Source organism: Oceanimonas sp. GK1, assembly GCF_000243075.1.
Lineage (GTDB): Bacteria > Pseudomonadota > Gammaproteobacteria > Enterobacterales > Aeromonadaceae > Oceanimonas.
On sequence record NC_016745.1, the window covers coordinates 740,001 to 759,975 of the forward strand.

The 19,975-nt window shown below is 60.5% G+C and carries 15 protein-coding genes, 1 tRNA gene, 2 rRNA genes and 1 pseudogene; 9 read left to right on the forward strand and 10 right to left on the reverse strand.

Translation table 11 applies throughout. From position 1 onward, the window contains the following. Positions 1–119 precede the first annotated feature (119 nt). The 4 genes from GU3_RS03550 to GU3_RS03565 all read left to right on the forward strand — a co-directional run bounded on the left by GU3_RS03550 (position 120) and on the right by GU3_RS03565 (position 4,195). Positions 120–3,010, forward strand: a 23S ribosomal RNA gene (locus GU3_RS03550). 85 nt (positions 3,011–3,095) lie between these two features. Further along, positions 3,096–3,210: ribosomal RNA gene (rrf, locus tag GU3_RS03555) — 5S ribosomal RNA — on the forward strand. Positions 3,211–3,245: 35 nt separating this feature from the next. Beyond that, a tRNA-Asp gene (locus GU3_RS03560) sits at positions 3,246–3,322 on the forward strand. A gap of 177 nt (positions 3,323–3,499) precedes the next feature. Continuing rightward, a complete protein-coding gene (locus GU3_RS03565; RefSeq protein ID WP_014291188.1) occupies positions 3,500–4,195 on the forward strand; it encodes a phosphatase PAP2 family protein in 696 nt (231 codons plus the stop codon). Here GU3_RS03565 and GU3_RS03570 read toward each other — a convergent pair. The 3 genes from GU3_RS03570 to rnk all read right to left on the reverse strand — a co-directional run bounded on the left by GU3_RS03570 (position 4,181) and on the right by rnk (position 6,649). Beyond that, the gene (locus GU3_RS03570; RefSeq protein ID WP_014291189.1) at positions 4,181–5,098 is read right to left on the reverse strand and encodes a LysR family transcriptional regulator; all 918 of its coding nucleotides are present in this window, start codon (positions 5,096–5,098) and stop codon (positions 4,181–4,183) included. The two genes, GU3_RS03565 and GU3_RS03570, sit on opposite strands and share 15 nt — an antisense overlap. A gap of 57 nt (positions 5,099–5,155) precedes the next feature. After that, a complete protein-coding gene (locus GU3_RS03575; RefSeq protein WP_014291190.1) occupies positions 5,156–6,112 on the reverse strand; it encodes an AEC family transporter in 957 nt (318 codons plus the stop codon). A gap of 129 nt (positions 6,113–6,241) precedes the next feature. Beyond that, a complete protein-coding gene (gene rnk, locus GU3_RS03580) occupies positions 6,242–6,649 on the reverse strand; it encodes a nucleoside diphosphate kinase regulator (RefSeq protein WP_014291191.1) in 408 nt (135 codons plus the stop codon). Between the two features lie 242 nt (positions 6,650–6,891). Here rnk and GU3_RS03585 point away from each other — a divergent pair, with 242 nt between their 5' ends. Continuing rightward, the gene (locus tag GU3_RS03585; RefSeq protein ID WP_014291192.1) at positions 6,892–7,509 is read left to right on the forward strand and encodes an OmpW family outer membrane protein; all 618 of its coding nucleotides are present in this window, start codon (positions 6,892–6,894) and stop codon (positions 7,507–7,509) included. 94 nt (positions 7,510–7,603) lie between these two features. Here the strand turns inward: GU3_RS03585 and lhgO are convergent, their stop codons facing one another. Both lhgO and glaH read right to left on the reverse strand, forming a co-directional pair. Then, entirely contained in the window at positions 7,604–8,815 is a 1,212-nt protein-coding gene (gene lhgO, locus GU3_RS03590; protein ID WP_014291193.1) for an L-2-hydroxyglutarate oxidase, read from the reverse strand. A gap of 103 nt (positions 8,816–8,918) precedes the next feature. Beyond that, positions 8,919–9,887 carry a glutarate dioxygenase GlaH gene (gene glaH, locus GU3_RS03595; protein WP_014291194.1) on the reverse strand — a complete coding sequence of 323 codons (969 nt, stop codon included), beginning with the start codon at positions 9,885–9,887 and terminating at the stop codon, positions 8,919–8,921. A gap of 164 nt (positions 9,888–10,051) precedes the next feature. Here glaH and csiR point away from each other — a divergent pair, with 164 nt between their 5' ends. The 3 genes and pseudogenes from csiR to metF all read left to right on the forward strand — a co-directional run bounded on the left by csiR (position 10,052) and on the right by metF (position 12,042). Beyond that, entirely contained in the window at positions 10,052–10,741 is a 690-nt protein-coding gene (gene csiR / locus GU3_RS03600) for a DNA-binding transcriptional regulator CsiR (RefSeq protein ID WP_014291195.1), read from the forward strand. Between the two features lie 218 nt (positions 10,742–10,959). Further along, positions 10,960–11,052 (forward strand): annotated as a pseudogene (locus GU3_RS17305) (hypothetical protein); the annotation flags it as partial. Positions 11,053–11,139: 87 nt separating this feature from the next. After that, on the forward strand, positions 11,140–12,042 hold the full coding sequence (metF, locus tag GU3_RS03605; RefSeq protein WP_014291197.1) for a methylenetetrahydrofolate reductase: 903 nt from the start codon (positions 11,140–11,142) through the stop codon (positions 12,040–12,042). A 54-nt stretch (positions 12,043–12,096) separates the two neighbouring features. Here the strand turns inward: metF and GU3_RS03610 are convergent, their stop codons facing one another. From GU3_RS03610 to GU3_RS03625, 4 genes are all read right to left on the reverse strand, one after another. Continuing rightward, positions 12,097–14,268, reverse strand: a complete 2,172-nt coding sequence (locus tag GU3_RS03610) for a heavy metal translocating P-type ATPase (RefSeq protein ID WP_014291198.1) — start codon at positions 14,266–14,268, stop codon at positions 12,097–12,099. A 115-nt stretch (positions 14,269–14,383) separates the two neighbouring features. Next, the gene (locus GU3_RS03615) at positions 14,384–15,652 is read right to left on the reverse strand and encodes an O-acetylhomoserine aminocarboxypropyltransferase/cysteine synthase family protein (protein WP_014291199.1); all 1,269 of its coding nucleotides are present in this window, start codon (positions 15,650–15,652) and stop codon (positions 14,384–14,386) included. A 102-nt stretch (positions 15,653–15,754) separates the two neighbouring features. Then, the gene (locus GU3_RS03620; RefSeq protein ID WP_014291200.1) at positions 15,755–17,122 is read right to left on the reverse strand and encodes an ATP-binding protein; all 1,368 of its coding nucleotides are present in this window, start codon (positions 17,120–17,122) and stop codon (positions 15,755–15,757) included. Then, positions 17,112–17,837 carry a response regulator gene (locus GU3_RS03625; protein ID WP_014291201.1) on the reverse strand — a complete coding sequence of 242 codons (726 nt, stop codon included), beginning with the start codon at positions 17,835–17,837 and terminating at the stop codon, positions 17,112–17,114. Before GU3_RS03625 ends, GU3_RS03620 begins: the two co-directional genes overlap by 11 nt. Positions 17,838–18,013: 176 nt before the next feature. On the opposite strand from GU3_RS03625, the gene GU3_RS03630 reads away from it, so the two are divergent. Next, entirely contained in the window at positions 18,014–18,505 is a 492-nt protein-coding gene (locus GU3_RS03630) for a hypothetical protein (RefSeq protein ID WP_014291202.1), read from the forward strand. A gap of 16 nt (positions 18,506–18,521) precedes the next feature. Here the strand turns inward: GU3_RS03630 and GU3_RS03635 are convergent, their stop codons facing one another. Next, complete coding sequence (locus GU3_RS03635; RefSeq protein WP_014291203.1) at positions 18,522–19,874, reverse strand: MATE family efflux transporter; 1,353 nt, start codon at positions 19,872–19,874, stop codon at positions 18,522–18,524. Between the last annotated feature and the right edge of the window lie 101 nt (positions 19,875–19,975).

The following is a 19,975-nucleotide window of genomic DNA, read 5'->3' on the forward strand; positions in this document are numbered from 1 at the left end:
AGGCATGACGGAGACGATTGAAGGAGCATAGCTTGATGCTATGTGACTGATTGAGTGGCCGGCATAACGAAGAAATAAGCACTAAGACACAACCGGGCACAGACTTCTTGGGGTTGTATGGTTAAGTGACTAAGCGTGCACGGTGGATGCCTTGGCAGTCAGAGGCGATGAAGGACGTACTAACCTGCGTTAAGCACGGGTGAGCTGGTAAGAAGCGCTTGAGCCCGTGATGTCCGAATGGGGAAACCCACTCTACTTTGTAGAGTATCGCTGCGCGAATACATAGCGCAGCGAGGCGAACCGGGAGAACTGAAACATCTAAGTACCCCGAGGAAAAGAAATCAACCGAGATTCCCCTAGTAGCGGCGAGCGAACGGGGACCAGCCCTTAAGCAGCGTGAGTGGTAGTGGAACGGTCCTGGAAAGGCCGGCAATACAGGGTGATAGCCCCGTACACAAAACCGCTCTCGTTGTGAAATCGAGTAGGACGGGACACGTGATATCCTGTCTGAACATGGGGGGACCATCCTCCAAGGCTAAATACTCCTGACTGACCGATAGTGAACCAGTACCGTGAGGGAAAGGCGAAAAGAACCCCTGTGAGGGGAGTGAAATAGAACCTGAAACCGTGTACGTACAAGCAGTGGAAGCCTACTCGTTAGGTGACTGCGTACCTTTTGTATAATGGGTCAGCGACTTACTTTTAGTAGCAAGGTTAACCGTATAGGGGAGCCGTAGGGAAACCGAGTCTTAACTGGGCGAATAGTTGCTAGGAGTAGACCCGAAACCCGGTGATCTAGCCATGAGCAGGTTGAAGGTTGAGTAACATCAACTGGAGGACCGAACCCACTAATGTTGCAAAATTAGGGGATGACTTGTGGCTGGGGGTGAAAGACCAATCAAACCGGGAGATAGCTGGTTCTCCCCGAAAGCTATTTAGGTAGCGCCTCGGACGAATACTACTGGGGGTAGAGCACTGTTTGGGCTAGGGGGTCATCCCGACTTACCAACCCCATGCAAACTCCGAATACCAGTAAGTACTATCCGGGAGACACACGGCGGGTGCTAACGTCCGTCGTGAAGAGGGAAACAACCCAGACCGCCGGCTAAGGTCCCAAAGTCCTAGTTAAGTGGGAAACGAGGTGGGAAGGCTCAGACAGCCAGGATGTTGGCTTAGAAGCAGCCATCATTTAAAGAAAGCGTAATAGCTCACTGGTCGAGTCGGCCTGCGCGGAAGATGTAACGGGGCTAAAACTAGGCACCGAAGCCGCGGATTCACGCTTTGCGTGAGTGGTAGGGGAGCGTTCTGTAAGTCTGCGAAGGTGTGTTGTGAAGCATGCTGGAGATATCAGAAGTGCGAATGCTGACATGAGTAACGATAAAGGGGGTGAAAAACCTCCTCGCCGGAAGACCAAGGGTTCCTGTCCAACGTTAATCGGGGCAGGGTGAGTCGGCCCCTAAGGCGAGGCCGAAAGGCGTAGTCGATGGGAAACGGGTTAATATTCCCGTACTGACACACATTGCGATGGGGGGACGGAGAAGGCTAGATGGGCCAGGCGTTGGTTGTCCTGGTGAAAGGGCGTAGGCGGTGACTTTAGGCAAATCCGGAGTCATAACGCTGAGACCCGAGACGAAGGTACTACGGTACCGAAGTCATTGATGCCCTGCTTCCAGGAAAAGCCTCTAAGCTTCAGATGTGTGTGAACCGTACCCCAAACCGACACAGGTGGTCGGGTAGAGAATACCAAGGCGCTTGAGAGAACTCGGGTGAAGGAACTAGGCAAAATAGTACCGTAACTTCGGGAGAAGGTACGCTGGAGCGGGTGAAGTCCTTCGCGGATGGAGCCTGAGCCAGTCGCAGTGACCAGGTGGCTGGGACTGTTTATCAAAAACACAGCACTGTGCCAACTCGCAAGAGGACGTATACGGTGTGACACCTGCCCGGTGCCGGAAGGTTAATTGATGGGGTTAGCCGCAAGGTGAAGCTCTTGATCGAAGCCCCGGTAAACGGCGGCCGTAACTATAACGGTCCTAAGGTAGCGAAATTCCTTGTCGGGTAAGTTCCGACCTGCACGAATGGTGTAACCATGGCCACGCTGTCTCCACCCGAGACTCAGTGAAATTGAAATCGCCGTGAAGATGCGGTGTACCCGCGGCTAGACGGAAAGACCCCGTGAACCTTTACTATAGCTTGGCACTGAACATTGACCCTACATGTGTAGGATAGGTGGGAGGCTGTGAAGCGGTGACGCCAGTTGCCGTGGAGCCGACCTTGAAATACCACCCTTGTATGTTTGATGTTCTAACTTGGCCCCCTTATCGGGGGTGAGGACAGTGCCTGGTGGGTAGTTTGACTGGGGCGGTCTCCTCCCAAAGTGTAACGGAGGAGCACGAAGGTTGGCTAAGTACGGTCGGACATCGTACGGTTAGTGCAATGGCATAAGCCAGCTTAACTGCGAGACGGACAGGTCGAGCAGGTGCGAAAGCAGGTCATAGTGATCCGGTGGTTCTGAATGGAAGGGCCATCGCTCAACGGATAAAAGGTACTCCGGGGATAACAGGCTGATACCGCCCAAGAGTTCATATCGACGGCGGTGTTTGGCACCTCGATGTCGGCTCATCACATCCTGGGGCTGAAGTCGGTCCCAAGGGTATGGCTGTTCGCCATTTAAAGTGGTACGCGAGCTGGGTTCAGAACGTCGTGAGACAGTTCGGTCCCTATCTGCCGTGGGCGTTGGATGATTGAGAGGGGCTGCTCCTAGTACGAGAGGACCGGAGTGGACGAACCTCTGGTGTTCGGGTTGTCACGCCAGTGGCACTGCCCGGTAGCTAAGTTCGGAATCGATAACCGCTGAAAGCATCTAAGCGGGAAGCGAGCCTCGAGATGAGTCATCCCTAGGCACTTGATGCCTCTAAAGGGCCGTCCGAGACCAGGACGTTGATAGGCAGGGTGTGGAAGCGCTGTGAGGCGTGTAGCTAACCTGTACTAATGACCCGTGCGGCTTAACCATACAACACCCAAGAAGTGTGAGAGACTTGTAGTCTCGAGAACAAAACAGATTCATCACAAAGCTTTTTTCGAATTCAAGTTTAATGCCTGGCGGCCATAGCGTTGTGGAACCACCTGACTCCATGCCGAACTCAGCAGTGAAACGCACCCGCGCCGATGATAGTGTGGCAGCTGCCATGTGAAAGTAGGTCACTGCCAGGCACCCAATATAGTACTCCTGACTATACAGCTTTTGCGGAGCGGTAGTTCAGTTGGTTAGAATACCGGCCTGTCACGCCGGGGGTCGCGGGTTCGAGTCCCGTCCGCTCCGCCATCTTAAAGAAGCCCTTAGCTAGTTGATAGCTAAGGGCTTTTTGCTGTTTTGCCTTCAGTAAAATCCCCCTTGCTCAACCTGTCAAATCATCCCTTGTGACCATGCTGTGGCCATGCGACAGGCTGCACAGTGTCGGTAAAATTCCGTACAATGCTTCCCTTATTTCAAGGGGGATTCATGCCGATAAATTACAATAAACTGGTGTTCTGGAACCTGGCGGCCTTTGCCGTGCTGGGCAGTTGGTTCTGGCTGCCGAACCATGGTTTCTGGTTCGATCTCGACAAGGCGGTGTTTTACTTTTTTAACCACAAGCTGGGAGAAAGCCAGACCTGGGTTAACCTGATCGCGGCATTCAACAACCGGGCCTTTGACGGCGTCGCCTTGCTGGCCATGGGGGCTGTCTATTACAGCGTCTATCGCCAGGCGGATACCGAGCAACGCCGTCGGCTGGTGATCATCGGCGTATGCATGCTGCTGACCGCCGTGGGGCTGAACCAGCTGGGGCGGGCCATTCCGGTGGAGCGCCCCAGCCCGACCCTGACCTTTGACAACGTGCTGAGGCTGACCGAATTGGCGCCGTTCAAGACCAAGGATGCTTCCGGTGACAGCTTTCCCGGCGATCATGGCCTGATGCTGATGATCTTTACCGCCTTTGCCTGGCGTTATCTTTCATGGAAAGCGGGGCTCTGGGGTTGCCTGTTTGTGGTGGTGTTCTCCGCCCCCCGGGTCATGGGGGGGGCGCACTGGTTGACCGATATTTACGTGGGAGCCTTTGCGGTGGCGGCCTTTGGTCTGGCCTGGTTGTTGCAAACCGGACTGATGGACGCTCTGGTCACGCGAGTACAGGCGGCTTTGCCGTCACGAGGCCGCTGACGTTTCCTTTCTTTCCAGCAGGGCCGGAAGCTGGCGTATCAGCCAGCTTTTGGCCTGGCCCATCGAGTCTCTGCGCCAGGCCAATACTACCTGAGCGCGCAGCCGTTCAATGCCGGCAATCTCCTTCAGTTCGCCCCGGTCGATCATGTCCCCCAACCAGGCCTGTGGCAGGGTGGAAATGCCCAGTCCCGCCCTGAGCGCCTCCACCTTGTCCTGCATGGTACTGACGGTGAGCCGTGACTGGCGGTTTAACAGGTTAAAGGTGAGTGGCGGTTTATGCCGGGCGGTGTCGGCCACGGCAATGGCTCGATAACCCTGTAGTACCTCGGCACTGATGGGGGCGGTTTCCCGGTGAATGGGGTGGTCGGGGTGCGCCACGTAGACAAAGGTTTCCTGATAGAGCGGTTGTGTCTTGATGCCGGAATGTACCGGTATGTCTTCTTGTAGCACGGCAATGGCCAGATCGGCCCGGCCGGTTTCCAGCGCCTCCCAGCTGCCGGCCAGGATCTCGTGGGACAGCCGAATATCGGTATCGGTCTGGCCGAGCAAGCTGTTGATGGCGGGAAACAGACTGCGGCTGGGCAGTATGCCGTCTACCGCCAGGGTCAGGCTGGTTTCCCAGCCCCGCTCCAGGGCGCGGGCGGCTTCCACCAGCTGGTTGGATGCCTGCAGCAGGTGGCGGCCCTGATCCAGCAACAGACGGCCCACCGGGGTGAAGCGGGTTTTGTGGCCGGAGCGATCGAACAACGACAGATCCAGCTCGTCTTCCAGTTTCTGCACGGTGTAACTGAGCGCAGAGGGGACCTTGCCCAGCTCATCGGCGGCGGCGGCAAAACTGCCCCGGCGGTCGATGGCGTCGAGCACGCGCAGGGCATCCAGGGTCAGGGCTTTTTCTCGGGACATAATGGGCCTGGGCAGAACGTCATGCTGTTACCATACGTGACTCTTTTGCTGCTTGCATTAAAACTCGCCCAGCGCCCCGAGCAGGGTGGCGCCCAGGCTGGTGGTGAGCAGGGAGCCAAGCGTGGTCACGGCAATGATATTGGCGGCCAGCACGGCGTTGCCGCCCATGGCCCGCACCATCACATAGCTGGCAGCGGCGGTGGGCGAGGCATTGATCAGAAACAGCATGGTCAGTTCGGCCCCGCGAAATCCCAGCAGCCAGGCGCCCAGGGTGAGCAGGCCGGGAATCAGCAGCAGGCGCAGCAACAACACGGGAGGTAGCAGGCCGGTTTCTTCCCGGCCCGGCCTCAGGTTAAGGGTGGCGCCGGTACATAACAGCGCCACCGGCAGGGTCATCTGTGCCAGGTAATGCCCGGTGGTCATCAGCATGGTTGGTACCTGCCAATCGGTTGCGGCAAAGGGCAGGGCGGCGACGATGCCAATGATCAGTGGATTTTTAACGATGCCGCCCATGATGTTGCCGGTCTGCAGTGTCTGGCCCTGGCTCAGGCTGCGGTTAAGGGTGACCACGGCCAAAATGTTGAACAGTATGGTCAGGCAGGCTACGTACATGGCCATGGCCGCCAGACCCTGGCTGCCGTAGGCATTGTTGACGTAGGCCAGGCCAATAATGCCCATGTTGGCCCGAAAGGCCCCCTGCACCAGCACGCCCCGCAGCCGGGCGTCGGGAGTCAGGTAACGGGCGAGCCACTCGAGCAGCAGGAACGCCACCAGGGTGGCTCCGATGCCGTAGCCAATCAGTCCCGGGCTGGCCATCTGGTCGAGATCGGTCCGGGCGATGCTGGTAAACAGCAGCACCGGTAGTGTGATATTGAATACCAGCTTGCTGGCCCCGTCGATAAAACCTTCGTTCATCATTTGGGTGCGGCGCAGAAAAAAGCCCAGCATCAATAACAGGCAAATGGGGCCGGTAATGGACAGGGAAAACAACAGGCTGTCGGCAAGGGCATTCATGGCAAGGTGGAAGTGATTGAAAAATCAGGCACAAAGCATGCTACGGCAAGGGAAAGAGAGCAAGCATCGCCGCTCTGTTTCGTGAAGTCATAAAACGAAAAAAGGCGCCATCGCGCGCCTTCTTTCCTGTTACGACTGGTAATCGCCGGCCCGCTCGGGCTGGTATTCCACATCGGTAATGGTCACCGTCAGGGTGTTGCCGTTGGGGCCGGGCCATTCAATGGTCTGGCCCACGGAAAGGCCGAGCAGGGCCGAACCAATGGGGGCCAGCACCGAGATCTTGTCTTTGCTGCCGTCCATGTCTCGGGGAAAGCACAGGGTCTTGGTAAAGGTTTCGTCCTCCTTTGCCATGCGGAAGCGGATCACCGAGTTCATGGTGACAATATTGCCAGGCATGGCTTCGGGCGCCACCACATTGGCGCGATCCAGCTCGTCTTCCAGCCGGCGGACGGCTTCCGAGTCGGGTTGTTTCTCGAGCAAGGCCTCAAGCCGGGCCAGATCCAGGGTAGAAATAGTAATGGGCGGCAACTGGGCCATATCAACCTCCAATAAAAAAGCAGGCAACGCTAAAAGCGCTGCCTGTATTCGATAACCAAAGATATACCCCAAGCGATGAGTTTTGACCAGTGGCCGGCAAGGCTATTTTTTCGGGTTGTGAAAAAGTGCCCGGCCTTTTGGAAAAGCGACCCTGGTTTGCGTCAAATCAAAAAAGTTCCGACGCACTTCGGGCAAACTGGCCCCAGTTGAAAACTTCGCAGCAGAAATATTAAGGACAGAATATGAAAAAAGTTGCTCTTCTGGTTGCCGCCGCCCTGATGGCCCCGTCCGCCGCCTTTGCCCACCAGGCCGGTGATATTCTGGTGCGCGCCGGTGCCGCTACCGTGGCGCCTCATAGCAGTGGTGATGAGGTACTGGGAACTGGTCATCTGGACCCAAACTCCAATACCCAGCTGGGCCTGACCTTCTCCTATATGCTCACCGATAACTGGGGCGTGGAACTGCTGGCTGCGACACCGTTTTCCCACTCCGTGAGCACCCGAGATCTGGGTGAAGTTGCCAAGATCAAGCACCTGCCGCCGACCCTGATGGGCCAGTACTATTTCGGCAATGCCCAGAGCAAGGTGCGCCCTTATGTAGGCGCTGGTGTGAACTATACTTTCTTCTTTGATGAGGAAGGCCGTAATGCGCTGGATGGCGATGATGTGAAACTGGATGACTCCTGGGGCCTGGCGGCCCAGGCTGGTCTGGATATGAAAGTGACCGACAGGCTGTTTGTAAACGCGTCCGCCTGGGTAATTGATATCGATACTGATGTGACTTCAAAAGCTCTTGGTCAAACTTACCAAACCAGCATCGATCCGGTAGTACTGATGTTTGGCCTGGGTTACAGCTTCTGATTGATTTGCAAAGTGGGTTGAGAGGGGATTAAGCCTCGGCAGTGTTTTTTGGGCAGACCATGGGTCTGCCCTTTTTTATTGGCAAAAATAAAACTCAGGCCACGGCCACGGGCAATTCCACCTGCTCTTTAATCTTGTCGACGATATAACCGCCGATGGGAATGGCGGAGGTGGCCGCCGGCGACGGCGCGTTGCACACGTTCAGGGTGCGTTTGGTGTTAACGAACAAAAAGTCGTCCACCAGTTTGCCGTCTTTGGATACCGCCTGGGCGCGAATGCCGGCGGGGTAGGGGGTGAGATCGTCCAGGGCCAGGCTGGGGCAGTACTTGCGTACCAGCTCCAGGTAGCCGGCCTTGTTGATGGAGTTTTTCATTTCCGTCAGGCCGGGTTTGAGGTTTTTCATCAGCACCTTGAGAATGCCCGGATAGGTCAGCATTTCCAGGGTGTCGCTCAGGGAGATATCCCGCTTGTTGTAGCCTTCGCGCTTGAACGCCAGCACGGCATTGGGGCCCACGGTGACGGTGCCGTCGATCATGCGGGTGAGGTGGACACCGAGGAAGGGCATGTTCGGATCCGGGATCGGGTAGATCAGGTGGTTCACAATCTGATTGTGCTCTGGTTTGAGCAGGTAGTACTCGCCGCGGAAGGGGCAGATTTTAAACTCGGGCTGCAGGCCCAGCATGCGCACCACCCGGTCGGCCATCAGACCGGAGCAGGACACCAGGAACTTGCCCTGGAACTCGCCCTGGCTGGTCTGCACCACCACCTGGCTGGCTTCCTCAGTGAGGCCGGTCACCTCGGCGTTATAGCGGATTTCCCCGCCCAGGCGCTGGAATTCCCGGCCCATGGCGGCGGTCACCTGCTTGTAGTCCACAATGCCGCTGGAGGGCACGAAAATACCGCCCAGTCCGGTGATATTGGGCTCGCGCTCCTTGAGCTCGTCGCCGTTCAGCCAGTAGCGTTCCAGGCCGTTGGCCTCGCTTCTGTCCCACAGCGCCTTCATTCGATCCATTTCCAGTTCGTTGGTGGCCACCAGCAGCTTGCCGCACTCGTCAAAGGGAATGTCGTGCTCGCGGCAGAAGTCTTTGGTGGCGCGGTTGCCTTCCAGGCAAAACTTCGCCTTCAGGCTGCCGGGGGTGTAATACACGCCGGCGTGGATCACGCCGCTGTTGTGGCCGGTCTGATGCCGGGCCGGGCCGCTTTCCTTTTCCAGCAGCAGCATTTTGCTGTCGGGATAGGTCTTTTTCAGTTGCCAGGCGGTAGACATGCCGACGATGCCGCCGCCGATAATGATGAAGTCAAACACTGTGCTGCTCACTCGTAGGTAAAGAAGGCAAACGCCGGGGTAAGCCCCGGCGGTCCTGTTTATGGTTGAATATCAAGGCGCCGGCGGCACCTTGTCAATGCCGTTAGCCCTGGCTGGGGGTTTTCAGGGTCTTGGCATGGGTAAAGTAACCGCGCTGACGCATCAGCTCCCGGCGCAGACCGTCGTGGGCGATGAACTTGTCGCGACCGTGCAGCCAGAAGTGGTTGTTGATCAGCAGGAAAGAGCCGGTGGGGACCCGTACCGACAGCTGCTTGGTGCTGGTCTCAATGGCATCGGACAGGTCTGCCAGCCACACACCTTCTTCGTAGTTCTTGGGCTGCACGAACTGGTCGATGTAGGACATGATGGGCTTGCCGCTGCGATCGGTATCGAACACGGCGTGATACACGTCCTTGGTGGTGTTCTTGCTGGGCGGCGCGGCCCAGCGCATCACCCGGCGGGCCATGGGATCGGCGTAGAAGCGATCCAGGTGCTCCCAGTCGTCCAGGTGCAGCAGCAGGGAGTTGCCGCCTTCCATGTTTTGCTCGTCAATTTTCAGCATCAGCACATAGTCGGTGTCCTGCTCAACGAAGGTGCCGTCGTTGTGCAGCTCCATCACCCGGTGGGCCTGGCGCAGGTAGCTGTCGGAGTTGTCCTGGTTCTGCACCACAAAGCGGGCGTAATACTGGCCGCTCATGGCGTCGAAGTTGGAGCGGCCAAACAGGTGGGCCACGGCGGTGGTGAACTTGACCATGTCTTCCGCCTGCTCCACCTGGTTCAGGCCTTCCGGGGTTATCAGCAGGGCGCCGGTGTTGCGGTCGACCAGGGTGTTGATCAGCAGCGGCTGCAGCGCCTGACCGCACAGATCGTTGAGGACCTGGGCCACGCGAAAACGCAGGAAGGACTTGTATTCCAGCGCCTGTATCGGCCATTCGGCGGTGGCCTTAAGGAAGGCGTTGACGGTGTTTTCGTCAAAGCGCAGTTCCAGCAGACGGTCGGACTGGGCGGCCGGTGCCAGGCTGAATCCCTGGTACTGGTGGTGGGCGAAATCGGCGGTGGCGATGTTGGACATAGGGGGCTTCCTTGTAATGACACTGTGTTGATGAACGCGACCAATGTCGCTGTATTTATAAAATGTCGACATTTTGTATTTATGTCAATTGTTCGTGGTGATTTTATGATCTCTGTTGCAATTTCGTTATAATGCGGCCCATTCACCCTGAGCGAGAGTCCACCATGAACCACCCCGAGCCCCCGCGGGAAAACCTGGCCCGTACCGCCTACCAGCAACTGAAACAGGACATCATTGAAAGTCACTTCGGCCCCGGCGAAAAGCTGCTGATGAGCGGCCTGAAAAGCCGCTATGGCCTGGGCGTCAGCCCGCTGCGGGAAGCGCTGTCGCAGCTGGTGTCGGAGCGGCTGGTGACTGCCGAGAGCCAGCGCGGGTTTCGCGTCAGCCCCATGTCGGTGGCGGAGCTGGAAGACATCTACGATGCTCGGGCTCAGCTGGAAGGCCTGATTGTGGAGCTGGCCATGGCCCGGGGAGACGATTTGTGGGAGGCGGGGGTGGTGGCGGCCCATCATGCCCTGGCCAAGGTGACCCACCTGGATTCGGTAGAAGATCAGCTGAATCAGTGGGATACCCGCCATCAGGCGTTTCACCAGGCGGTGGCCGCCGGCTGCAACTCGCCCCAGTTGCTGGTGGTGCGCCGAACCCTGATGGATCAGGCCGCTCGTTACCGGCATTTATGGCTCAAGCGCACCGTGTTCAGTGAGCAGGCCCTGGCCCACAAGCAGCAGGAGCACCAGGGGCTGCTGGACGTCATTCTCGCTCGTGATCCCCGGGCGGCGGCCATGATGCGCGAGCACCTGCAAAGTCCGGTGCCCATCATCACCCGCGTGCTGGCGGAGCAGGGCATGGGCTGAGTGAGCACCCAGTTCCGCGTCAGTCTGCATTCACCGGGCAGTCCATTGGCACCTGTCAGTCATAAGCTCCGTTATGGCTGGCTGTGCTCGATCTCATGTTTCACGTAATGCGTGAATGGCAGTATTTATTACTTTTTTAAAAGAAGGGCTTGCCTCTGAAAGTTCAGACGTGCAAATATTCAGCCATATAGACGTCCGGGCCTCTTTAGTGCCAAAGAGAGATTCCCACTCACATGTGTTACTCTGAGCCCCACAACGTCATCGAGTCCATTGCCCGCCAGGATGCGGATGTGATCACCATTGAGACCTCACTCTGCGCACATTCCCACCGAGCCGACGCCGATATTCCGGGCATAATGGATTCACTTGAGTAAAAAGTAAGTCATCAGGAGACAATCATGGGTTTTCACAGTGCGCGTCATGTAGAAGCGCTGAATCAGTCGCTGTCCGAGCTGAATGGCGATATCAATGTGTCATTCGAGTTCTTTCCGCCCAACAGCGAACAGATGGAGCAGACCCTGTGGCACTCCATTGAGCGGCTGAAGACGCTGGCGCCCAAGTTTGTCTCCGTCACCTACGGCGCCAACTCCGGCACCCGGGACCGCACCCACAAGGTGATCAAGGACATTCAGGACAAGACCGGCCTGATTGCCGCACCGCACCTGACCTGCATCGATGCCAGCCGCGACGAGCTGCGTGGCATTGCCCGGGACTACTGGAATAACGGCATTCGCCAGATAGTGGCGCTGCGTGGCGACTTGCCCCAGGGCATGGAAAAGCCGGACATGTACGCCGCCGACCTGGTGGGCCTGCTGAAGGAAGAGGCGGACTTCGACATTTCGGTGGCGGCCTATCCGGAAGTGCACCCGGAGGCGAAAAGCGCCCAGGCGGATCTGCTGAACCTCAAGCGCAAGATTGATGCCGGTGCCAACCGGGCCATCACCCAGTTTTTCTTTGATGTGGAGTCCTACCTGCGGTTTCGGGATCGCTGCGTGACCATCGGTATTGATGTGGAAATCGTGCCGGGCATTCTGCCGGTGTCCAACTACCAGACCCTGCTGAAGTTTGCCGGTTTCTCCAACGTCAAGATCCCGAGCTGGATGCACCAGCGTTTTGCCGGGCTGGAAGACGATCAGAACACCCGCAATCTGGTGGGGGCCAGCATCGCCATGGATCAGGTACGGGTGCTGAGCCGGGAAGGGGTCAAGGATTTCCACTTCTATACCCTGAACCGCTCCGAGTTGACCTACGCCATCTGCCACAGTCTGGGGGTGCGTCCGCCGGTGGCGGCTGCCGAGTAAAGATGACGGTTGGAATAACAGCACCCGGCAACCCGGTTGCCGGGGGCTGTTTCGTTACGGCCGGCCGCTGAACCCCAGCAGCCGCAGGGCGTTGAGGGTCACCAGGGCGGTGGCGCCGGTATCGGCCAGCACCGCCAGCCACAGGCCGGTGATGCCGAGCAGACTGGTCACCAGAAACACCGCCTTCAGGCCCAGTGCCAGGGTGATGTTCTGGTGAATGTTGGCGCGGGTGGCCCGGGACAGCCGCACCGCGTCGGCCAGGGCGGTCAGCCGGTTGTGAGTAAGGGCGGCGTCGGCGCTGTCCAGCGCCACGTCGGTGCCCTGGCCCATGGCGATGCCGATGCTGGCCTGCTTGAGGGCCGGCGCATCGTTGATGCCATCGCCCACCATGCCCAGAACGTGCTGTTCACTAAGCCGGGCCACCGCCTGCAGCTTGTGCTCGGGCGTCAGACCGGCGTGGTACTCCATGCCCAGCTCGGCAGCAATATGACGGGCGGTGACCTCATGATCCCCGGTCAGCATCAGGCCGCGAACCCCCAGTGCCTGCAGTGCCGCTATGCCCGCTTTGGCGTCCTGGCGCAGGGGATCCTGCAGCCCGAAGAGGGCGGCGATGCGCTCGTCCACCACCAGCACCACCAGGGTGCAGGCGGCGGCCCGCAGCCGTTCGATATCCGTGGCCTGCTCCTGAGTGAAGCGGCTGGCATCCAGGTGCGCCGGGGTACAGATCAGCACCGGCTTGCCCTGCCAGCGGCTGGCAATGCCGGCGCCGGGCAGAGTGCGTTTTTCTCCGGTTTCGGCGGGCTCAATGCCCTCGGTCTCGGCCGCATTCACCAGGGCACTGGCCAGAGGATGGTGGGAGCCGCTTTCCAGCCCGGCGGCCAGTGCCAGCACCTGCCGGCGCTCAAAGGGGGCGTACAGGCACAGCTGGTGCAGTACCGGCTGCCCCTGGGTCAGGGTGCCGGTCTTGTCAAAGGCCAGGGTGTCGATTTTGCCCAGTTGCTCCAGGGCCGCCCCGCCCTTGATCAGCACGCCCATGCGGGTGGCGGCGGCCAGTGCCGAGGTCACCGCCGCCGGGGTAGAAATCACCAGGGCACAGGGACAGCCGATCAGCAGCAGCACCAGGCCCCGGTAAATCCAGGTCTCCCAGCCGGCACCCAGCGCCAGCGGCGGCAGCACCGCCACCAGGGCGGCGGTGGCGATCATGGCCGGGGTATACCAGCGGCTGAAGCGGTCGATAAACCGCGCGATGGGCGCGCGGCTGGCATCGGCCTCTTCCATCAGGTGCAGGATGCGATCCAGGGTGCTGTGGCCGGGTTGGGAGGTCACTTTTATGCGTACCGCCACGTCGACGACCAGGCTGCCGGCGGCCAGCCGGTCGCCCTGGCTGCGCTCCACCGGCAGCGATTCGCCGGTAATGGCGCTTTCGTCAAAGGCCGCCTGGGCCGAGAGCAGAATGCCGTCGGCGGGCAGCCGGCCGCCGGGGTGCACCTCGATGTGGTCGTCGGGAAGGAGTTCGCTGATGGCCACCTCTTCCACCCCGCCGGCGGTCAGTCGCCGGGCTTGCTCGGGCACCAGCGCCATCAGGGCCTTTACCCCCTGGCGGGCGCGGCCGGCGGCCAGGCTTTCCAGTTTTTCGCCGATGCCAAACAGCAACAGCACCATGGCCGCCTCGGCGGTTTCCCCGAGGAACAGGGCGCCGGTGGCAGCCACCGTCATCAGCATTTCAATAGAAAAGGGGGAGCCGCTGCGGGCCAGGCGTCCGGCCTGACGCGCGATGGGCACCAGTCCCCACAGGGTGGCGAGGGTAAACAGCCAGGGAGCGGCGGCGGGCAGCACCAGCTGGACGGCGGCGGCCAGCAGCATAAGCAGCAGCAAGCCCAGCAGGGAAAAGTGCCGGCGCCAGAAGGGGGCGGCCGGCGGCGCCTCCTGGTCGCTGAAGGGGGTAAAGCCGGCGGCGTGAATGGCCCGTACCACCTGCTCCCGACTGCCTTGTGGCGTCAGCCGTACCTGCAGCCGCTCGGTGGCAAAGCGTACCTCGGCGCTGTGTACCCCGGGCAGGCGACGCACCGCGGTTTCTATTTTGCCGGCACAGCTGGGGCAGTCCATGCCACCGATGCGCCAGTGATGCAGGGTGGTGGTCACGCCGGCCTGGAGCTCGGGGCCATGGCGGTCCCCGGCTGGGCGGGAGGCGGGGCTGTCCCTGTGGTGATCACAACAATGACTCATGATGGGCTCTCTTGATGAAGACACTGAGATCAGTGTAAACCCTGGAGTTTAGTCAAGAGTCAACAGGATGACGGCACGTCAAGCGTGGAGGCCGGGCGGCCTCCACTGGGGAGTGTTATGCCTGCAGCGCTTGCTCGAGATCGGCAATGATGTCGTCGATATGCTCAATGCCGATGGACAGCCGGATCATTTCCGGTTTGACCCCGGCCTGGGCCTGTTCGGCGGCGGTCATCTGGCGGTGGGTGGTGGAGGCCGGATGGCAGGCCAGGGACTTGGCATCACCGATGTTCACCAGCCGCTTGATAAGCTGGAGCGCATCGTAGAAGCGCACACCGGCGTCGTAACCGCCCTTCAGGCCAAATGACAGTATTGCGGAGGGCTTGCCCTTCATAAACTGCTGGGCGCGCTGGTAATCCGGGTGATCTTCCAGGCCGGCGTAGTTGACCCAGTCCACCGCCGGGTGGGCCTTGAGGTACTCGGCCACCTTGAAGGTGTTTTCCACATGGCGCTCCATGCGCAGGGACAGGGTTTCCAGCCCCTGCAGCAGCAGAAAGGCGTTGAGCGGTGCCAGGGCGCTGCCGGTGTTGCGCAGGGGCACGGTGCGGGCCCGGGCAATAAAGGCGGCGGGGCCAAAGGCCTCGTTGTAGATCACACCGTGGTAGGCGGCCTCGGGGTTGCTGAACTGGGGAAAGCGTTCCTTGTGCTCGGCCCAGGGGAACTTGCCGCTGTCGACGATAATGCCGCCCAGGGAGTTGCCGTGGCCGCCGATGTACTTGGTGAGCGAGTGCACCACGATGTCGGCGCCAAACTCGATGGGCTTGCACAGCACCGGGGTGGCCACGGTGTTGTCCACCACCAGAGGTACGCCCTCGGCATGGGCCACGTCGGCCAGGCCTTTAATGTCGGCCACGTTGCCCGCCGGGTTGCCGATGCTCTCGCAGTACACCGCCTTGGTGTTGGCGTCGATGAGTTTGGCAATGGCTTCGGGGCTGGCGTTTTCGGCAAAGCGCACTTCAATGCCCATGTCGGGCAGCATGTGGGCCAGCAGGGTATAGGTGCCACCATAAAGCTGGGGGGTGGTGACGATGTTGTCGCCGTTTTTGGCCAGGGTGAGCAGGGCGTAGTGAATGGCGGCGCTGCCTGCCGACACCACCAGGCCAGCGATGCCGCCTTCCAGGGCCGCCACCCGCTGCTCCAGCACGTCGTTGGTGGGGTTCATGATGCGGGTGTAGATGTTGCCCGGCACTTCCAGGTTGAACAGATCGGCGCCGTGCTGGGCGCTGTCAAACTCGTAGGCCACGGTCTGGTAAATGGGAGTGGCCACGGATTTGGTGGTGGGATCCGTGGTGTAACCGTGGTGCACGGCCAGGGTTTCGTCTTTCATGGTGAAGGTCGTCCTTGTGGTTTGATCGAGGCTCATCAATGTAGGCAGTTTACCGGGGGGAGTAAAGACCGGGGCTGCTGCTTCGAGGTGCAGGTGAGCGAGCTAATGGGGCAGCAGCACGGTGGCCAGCAGGCCGCCGGCCGGGTGGTTGGCCAGGTACAGTTCGCCGCCGTGCTGGTGGATCAGGGTGCGGGCAATGGCCAGCCCCAGGCCGATGCTTCCGTCTTCCAGGTTGCGGGCGCTGTCGAGGCGGGTGAAGGGCTTGAACACCTCTTCCAGCTGATCGTCGGCAATGCCGGGGCCGAAGTCGCGGATCAGAATGCGAATATGGCCGGGTTCGTCCAGCAGCCGCACTTCCACCCGGTTGCCATACTTGATGCCGTTTTCCAGCAGGTTCTGCAGAGCCCGGCGCAGGGCCTGGCTGCGGCCACGAAACAGAATGGGCGCGCGCTCCTCCAGGCTGACCTGGTGGCCGGCATCCTGCAGATCGTCACACAGGCTCTGTACCAGGCTGGCCAGATCCAGGTCGCGCATGGGTTCGTCCTGGCCATCGTCCCGGGCAAAGCGCAGGGTGGCATTGAGCATCTGCTCCATGCGCTTCAGCCCCTGCTGCAGCTTGTGCTTGTCTTCCCCTTCGGGCAGGAATTCGCAGCGCAACTGCAGGCTGGTGAGCGGTGTGCGCAAGTCGTGGGAAATGGCGGCCAGCATGCGGGTACGGTCGGTCACAAAGCGATCCAGCCGCTCCTGCATGCGGTTAAAGGCCGACAGGGTGTCGCGGATTTCGCTGGGGCCGGTTTCCGGCAGCGGTTCGGCCTTGTCGCCCCGGCCCAGCCGTTCGGCCCGCCGGGCCAGTTGCTTCAGCGGTCGGGTGGTGCGTTGCAGCAGCCAGACCATCAGGCCGGTGAGCAGGGCAGCCAGCAGCAGCAGTGACAACACGGCCTTGAATGACCAGCCTGGTACTTCGGTATCCACCAGGGAGGTAAAGCGCAGCCAGAGGCCGTTTTCCAGCTCGATGCCCCCATACAGGCGAATGTCGGGGCGGCGGTCGTGGGGGGCATGGCGATGACGCCGGTCGGCAGGCGGCAGGGCCTGGCCGCGGCCGGTTTCGGCGCTGATGCGAATGTCGAGCCCGGGAGCATGACCCAGCCGGTTGCGCACGATGCGTTCAAACACCGGATGGCGCTCGCCGGCCTCCGGGGCATTCGGGCTCAGGTCCAGCAGCAGGGTTTCGCTGCGGCTGGCGCGCAGAATTTCCCGGTGCAGCTCGGGGGGCGACTGGTGCAGCAGCCGGGTCACCGCCATCAGCCGTTGCAGGGTAAAGCGGCTGTTCACCAGACCCAGGGCTTCCTCCCGCTCCAGCCGGTAGATTTGCAGGCTGATCAACTGCACCAGTACCAGGGCACACAGGGCCACCAGAATGATCTGGCCGGTGAGGCTGCCCAGCCAGTAGCGCAGCCCCTTAGTCTTCATACTGTACTTCGGCCGCCAGCAGGTAGCCGCCGCCCCAGATGGTTTTAATCAGCTGCGGATTTTTCGAGTCGGCCTCCAGCTTGCGCCGAAGCCGGCTGACCAGGGTATCGATGGCCCGATCAAAGGCCTGAGCTTCCCGGCCCCGGGCCAGGTCCAGCAGTTGATCCCGGCTCAGTACCCGGTTCGGGTGCTGGGTAAAGACTCGCAGCAGATCGAATTCGGCGGTGCTCAGGCTGATGGTCACGCCCTTTTCATTCAGCAGTTCCCGCCGGGCCAGATCCAGCCGCCAGTGGCCAAAACGCAGTGCCTGCGGGCTGTCGTTCACGGTGAGCGGGCCGTTATCGGGCTGGCGCCGCAGCACCGCCTTGATGCGGGCCAGCAGCTCGCGGGGGTTGAAGGGCTTGGGCAGGTAGTCGTCGGCACCCATTTCCAGGCCCACGATACGATCGGTGTCTTCACCCATGGCGGTGAGCATGATGATGGGCACAGTGTTGCCCTGGCCACGCAGCTCCCGGCACAGGGTCAGGCCGTCGTCACCGGGCAGCATCAGGTCGAGAATGATCAGATCCGGCTGCTGGCGGGCCAGGTGCTGGCGCATGGCATTGCCGTCCCGCACCCCCTGCACCCGGTAGCCGTGCTGCTCCAGAAAGCGGGCCAGCAGATCTCGGATTTCCCCGTGATCGTCCACCACCAGCAAGTCTTTGCCCTTGTTCATGTTTGTCCTCCTGCCTGTGCCGGCTCAGTATAAGCTGAGGAGGGGAGGGAAATAATGTCAAAGTGTGTCAGCGCTTTCGCTGTGACAATTTGTTGCAAAAAAGCCCCTTGCCGACACAGTTTGCTGACAGCTTCCTGCTTAACTGATCACCGTCAACACAACGAGAGGATATCATCATGAAAAAGCATCGTAATGTTCTGCTGCTGGCGGCCACCCTGCTGGCGGTCCCTGCCCTGGTCAGTGCTCAGGGCGGACGGGGTACCATGATGGATGACGAGGCCGGGGATCGCATGGGCCCCGGATACATGTGGGGAGACCAGGATCAGGAGCGAATGGGTTATGGTCATCGTGGCTGGGGTCATCACGGCAAGGGACGCCAGGGCGTGGGCTATATGGATCCCGCTCGCTTTGAACAGCACCTGGCCCAGCGCATTGAAAGCCTGGCGACCCCCGAGCTCAAGGCCCAGTTTATCGCCACCCAGCAGGCGCGGCTGGCCATGATGGAGCAAAGCCAGAAACTGCACCGGCTGATGGCCGAAGCCCGGGCCAATGCCATGGACAACGCGGATCTCAAGGCCGCCACCCTGGAAAAAATCGCCGCCGACGACAAGCTGAGGCAGCAAAAGCTCAAGCTGATGCGCGAAGCGGTGGACAAACTGGCCAAATAATGGCCTCGCGCCGGGCTCAAGGCCGGCAGCGTTGGTTTATTTGAGACTGACTGCGGGCCTGGGCCGCGAGCCCTAAGGCCAGCACCAGGGTCAGGGCTTCGGCCAGGGGCAGGGCCAGCAAGAAAGGCTGGCTCGGAAAGGCCCAGGCCAGCCATAACATCAGTCCTGCGGGCAGGACCAGGCTGCGGCTGAAGGCGATGATCGCCGAGGGCAATGGCCGCTGCAGGGCGGTAAAGGTCACCGCGATCAGCATATTGAAACCGTTGAACAGAAACAGCGGCCAGATAATGGCAATCAGGGTGGTGGCCTGGGCCATGGCGGCGGTTTCGCCGGAGCCCAGAAAGAGGGCCGGAATACGGTGGCCCGCCAGCAGCAACAAGGTGCTCATGGCCAGGCCCAATCCGGCCAGGGTGATGGCCGCCAGTTTGACCACCTGCCTGGCCCGCTGGGCCTGCCCCGCGCCCAGATTGTGACTCACCAGCGGATGCACGCCGTCGACAATGCCATAACAGGTCATGACGCCGATAAATATCAGGTAGTTGACGATGCTGAAGGCGGCCACGCCATCGGCGCCCTGAGCGCGCATCATCAGCCAGTTCACCAGCCAGATCATCACCCCTACCGATACCTCATTGATGCCTTCCGACAGGCCGTTGGCCAGGGCGGCACGCAGATCCTGCCAGGGCCAGCCGCGAAAGCGCAGGCGCATGGCGCCCGGACGGCGTAAATAGCGTGCCATCAGCCCGGCTTGCACCAGCTGTGCCAGGAGCGTGGCCCAGGCCGCCCCGGCCAGCCCCAGTTTGAGCCCGCCCACCAGCAGGGCATTGAGCGCAATGTTACTGAGTGCCCCCGCGATCAGGGCGCGGGTGGCCAGGCCGGTGTGACCGTCGGCACGCACGAAGTAGTAGGCCACCATGGTGGCGATCTGCACCACCAGCGCCAGCTTCATCACGCCCAGGTATTCCGCCACCAGCGGACGCAGGGTGGCAGGCACATTGAGTGCCCGGTACAGCAGCTCGGGCCAGAGGGTGATCACCAGGCCTGCCAGCGCCACCGCCAGGGCGGCAGCGAGCACCGCGGCGCCAAACAGCCGGCCGGCGGCCTGTCGCTGTTGTTGGCCGAGCAGGTGACCGGCCCGGACCGAGCCGCCGATGGCCAGCACCAGCCCCAGGGCAAACAGCAGGGTCAGCCAGGGCACCAGCAGGGTCACGGCGGCGAGGGCATCGGCCCCCACCAGGTTGCCGACGAAGAGTCCGTCAATGACTGACGCACTGGTGATGGCCAGCAAACTGACCAAGGCATGGCCGGCGAATTGAAAAAACAGCCGGGGTACCGGGGTGTGCACCATGGGATTGGAAGAAGTGGTCATGGGTGGTCCGTGTGTAACAAGTGTAACATTAATTGAAAGTGATAATTATTATCATGAATATTCGTCACCTGAGAACTTTACCCCGTTAGCGTGCTGAACGA

Bases quoted from the DNA above. Each gene is read 5' to 3' on its own strand.
- GU3_RS03565 (WP_014291188.1), top strand. From the start codon at position 3,500: ATGCCGATAAATTACAATAAACTGGTGTTCTGGAACCTGGCGGCCTTT.
- GU3_RS03570 (WP_014291189.1), bottom strand. From the start codon at position 5,098: ATGTCCCGAGAAAAAGCCCTGACCCTGGATGCCCTGCGCGTGCTCGAC.
- GU3_RS03575 (WP_014291190.1), bottom strand. From the start codon at position 6,112: ATGAATGCCCTTGCCGACAGCCTGTTGTTTTCCCTGTCCATTACCGGC.
- rnk (WP_014291191.1), bottom strand. From the start codon at position 6,649: ATGGCCCAGTTGCCGCCCATTACTATTTCTACCCTGGATCTGGCCCGG.
- GU3_RS03585 (WP_014291192.1), top strand. From the start codon at position 6,892: ATGAAAAAAGTTGCTCTTCTGGTTGCCGCCGCCCTGATGGCCCCGTCC.
- glaH (WP_014291194.1), bottom strand. From the start codon at position 9,887: ATGTCCAACATCGCCACCGCCGATTTCGCCCACCACCAGTACCAGGGA.
- csiR (WP_014291195.1), top strand. From the start codon at position 10,052: ATGAACCACCCCGAGCCCCCGCGGGAAAACCTGGCCCGTACCGCCTAC.
- metF (WP_014291197.1), top strand. From the start codon at position 11,140: ATGGGTTTTCACAGTGCGCGTCATGTAGAAGCGCTGAATCAGTCGCTG.
- GU3_RS03610 (WP_014291198.1), bottom strand. From the start codon at position 14,268: ATGAGTCATTGTTGTGATCACCACAGGGACAGCCCCGCCTCCCGCCCA.
- GU3_RS03615 (WP_014291199.1), bottom strand. From the start codon at position 15,652: ATGAAAGACGAAACCCTGGCCGTGCACCACGGTTACACCACGGATCCC.
- GU3_RS03620 (WP_014291200.1), bottom strand. From the start codon at position 17,122: ATGAAGACTAAGGGGCTGCGCTACTGGCTGGGCAGCCTCACCGGCCAG.
- GU3_RS03625 (WP_014291201.1), bottom strand. From the start codon at position 17,837: ATGAACAAGGGCAAAGACTTGCTGGTGGTGGACGATCACGGGGAAATC.
- GU3_RS03630 (WP_014291202.1), top strand. From the start codon at position 18,014: ATGAAAAAGCATCGTAATGTTCTGCTGCTGGCGGCCACCCTGCTGGCG.
- GU3_RS03635 (WP_014291203.1), bottom strand. From the start codon at position 19,874: ATGACCACTTCTTCCAATCCCATGGTGCACACCCCGGTACCCCGGCTG.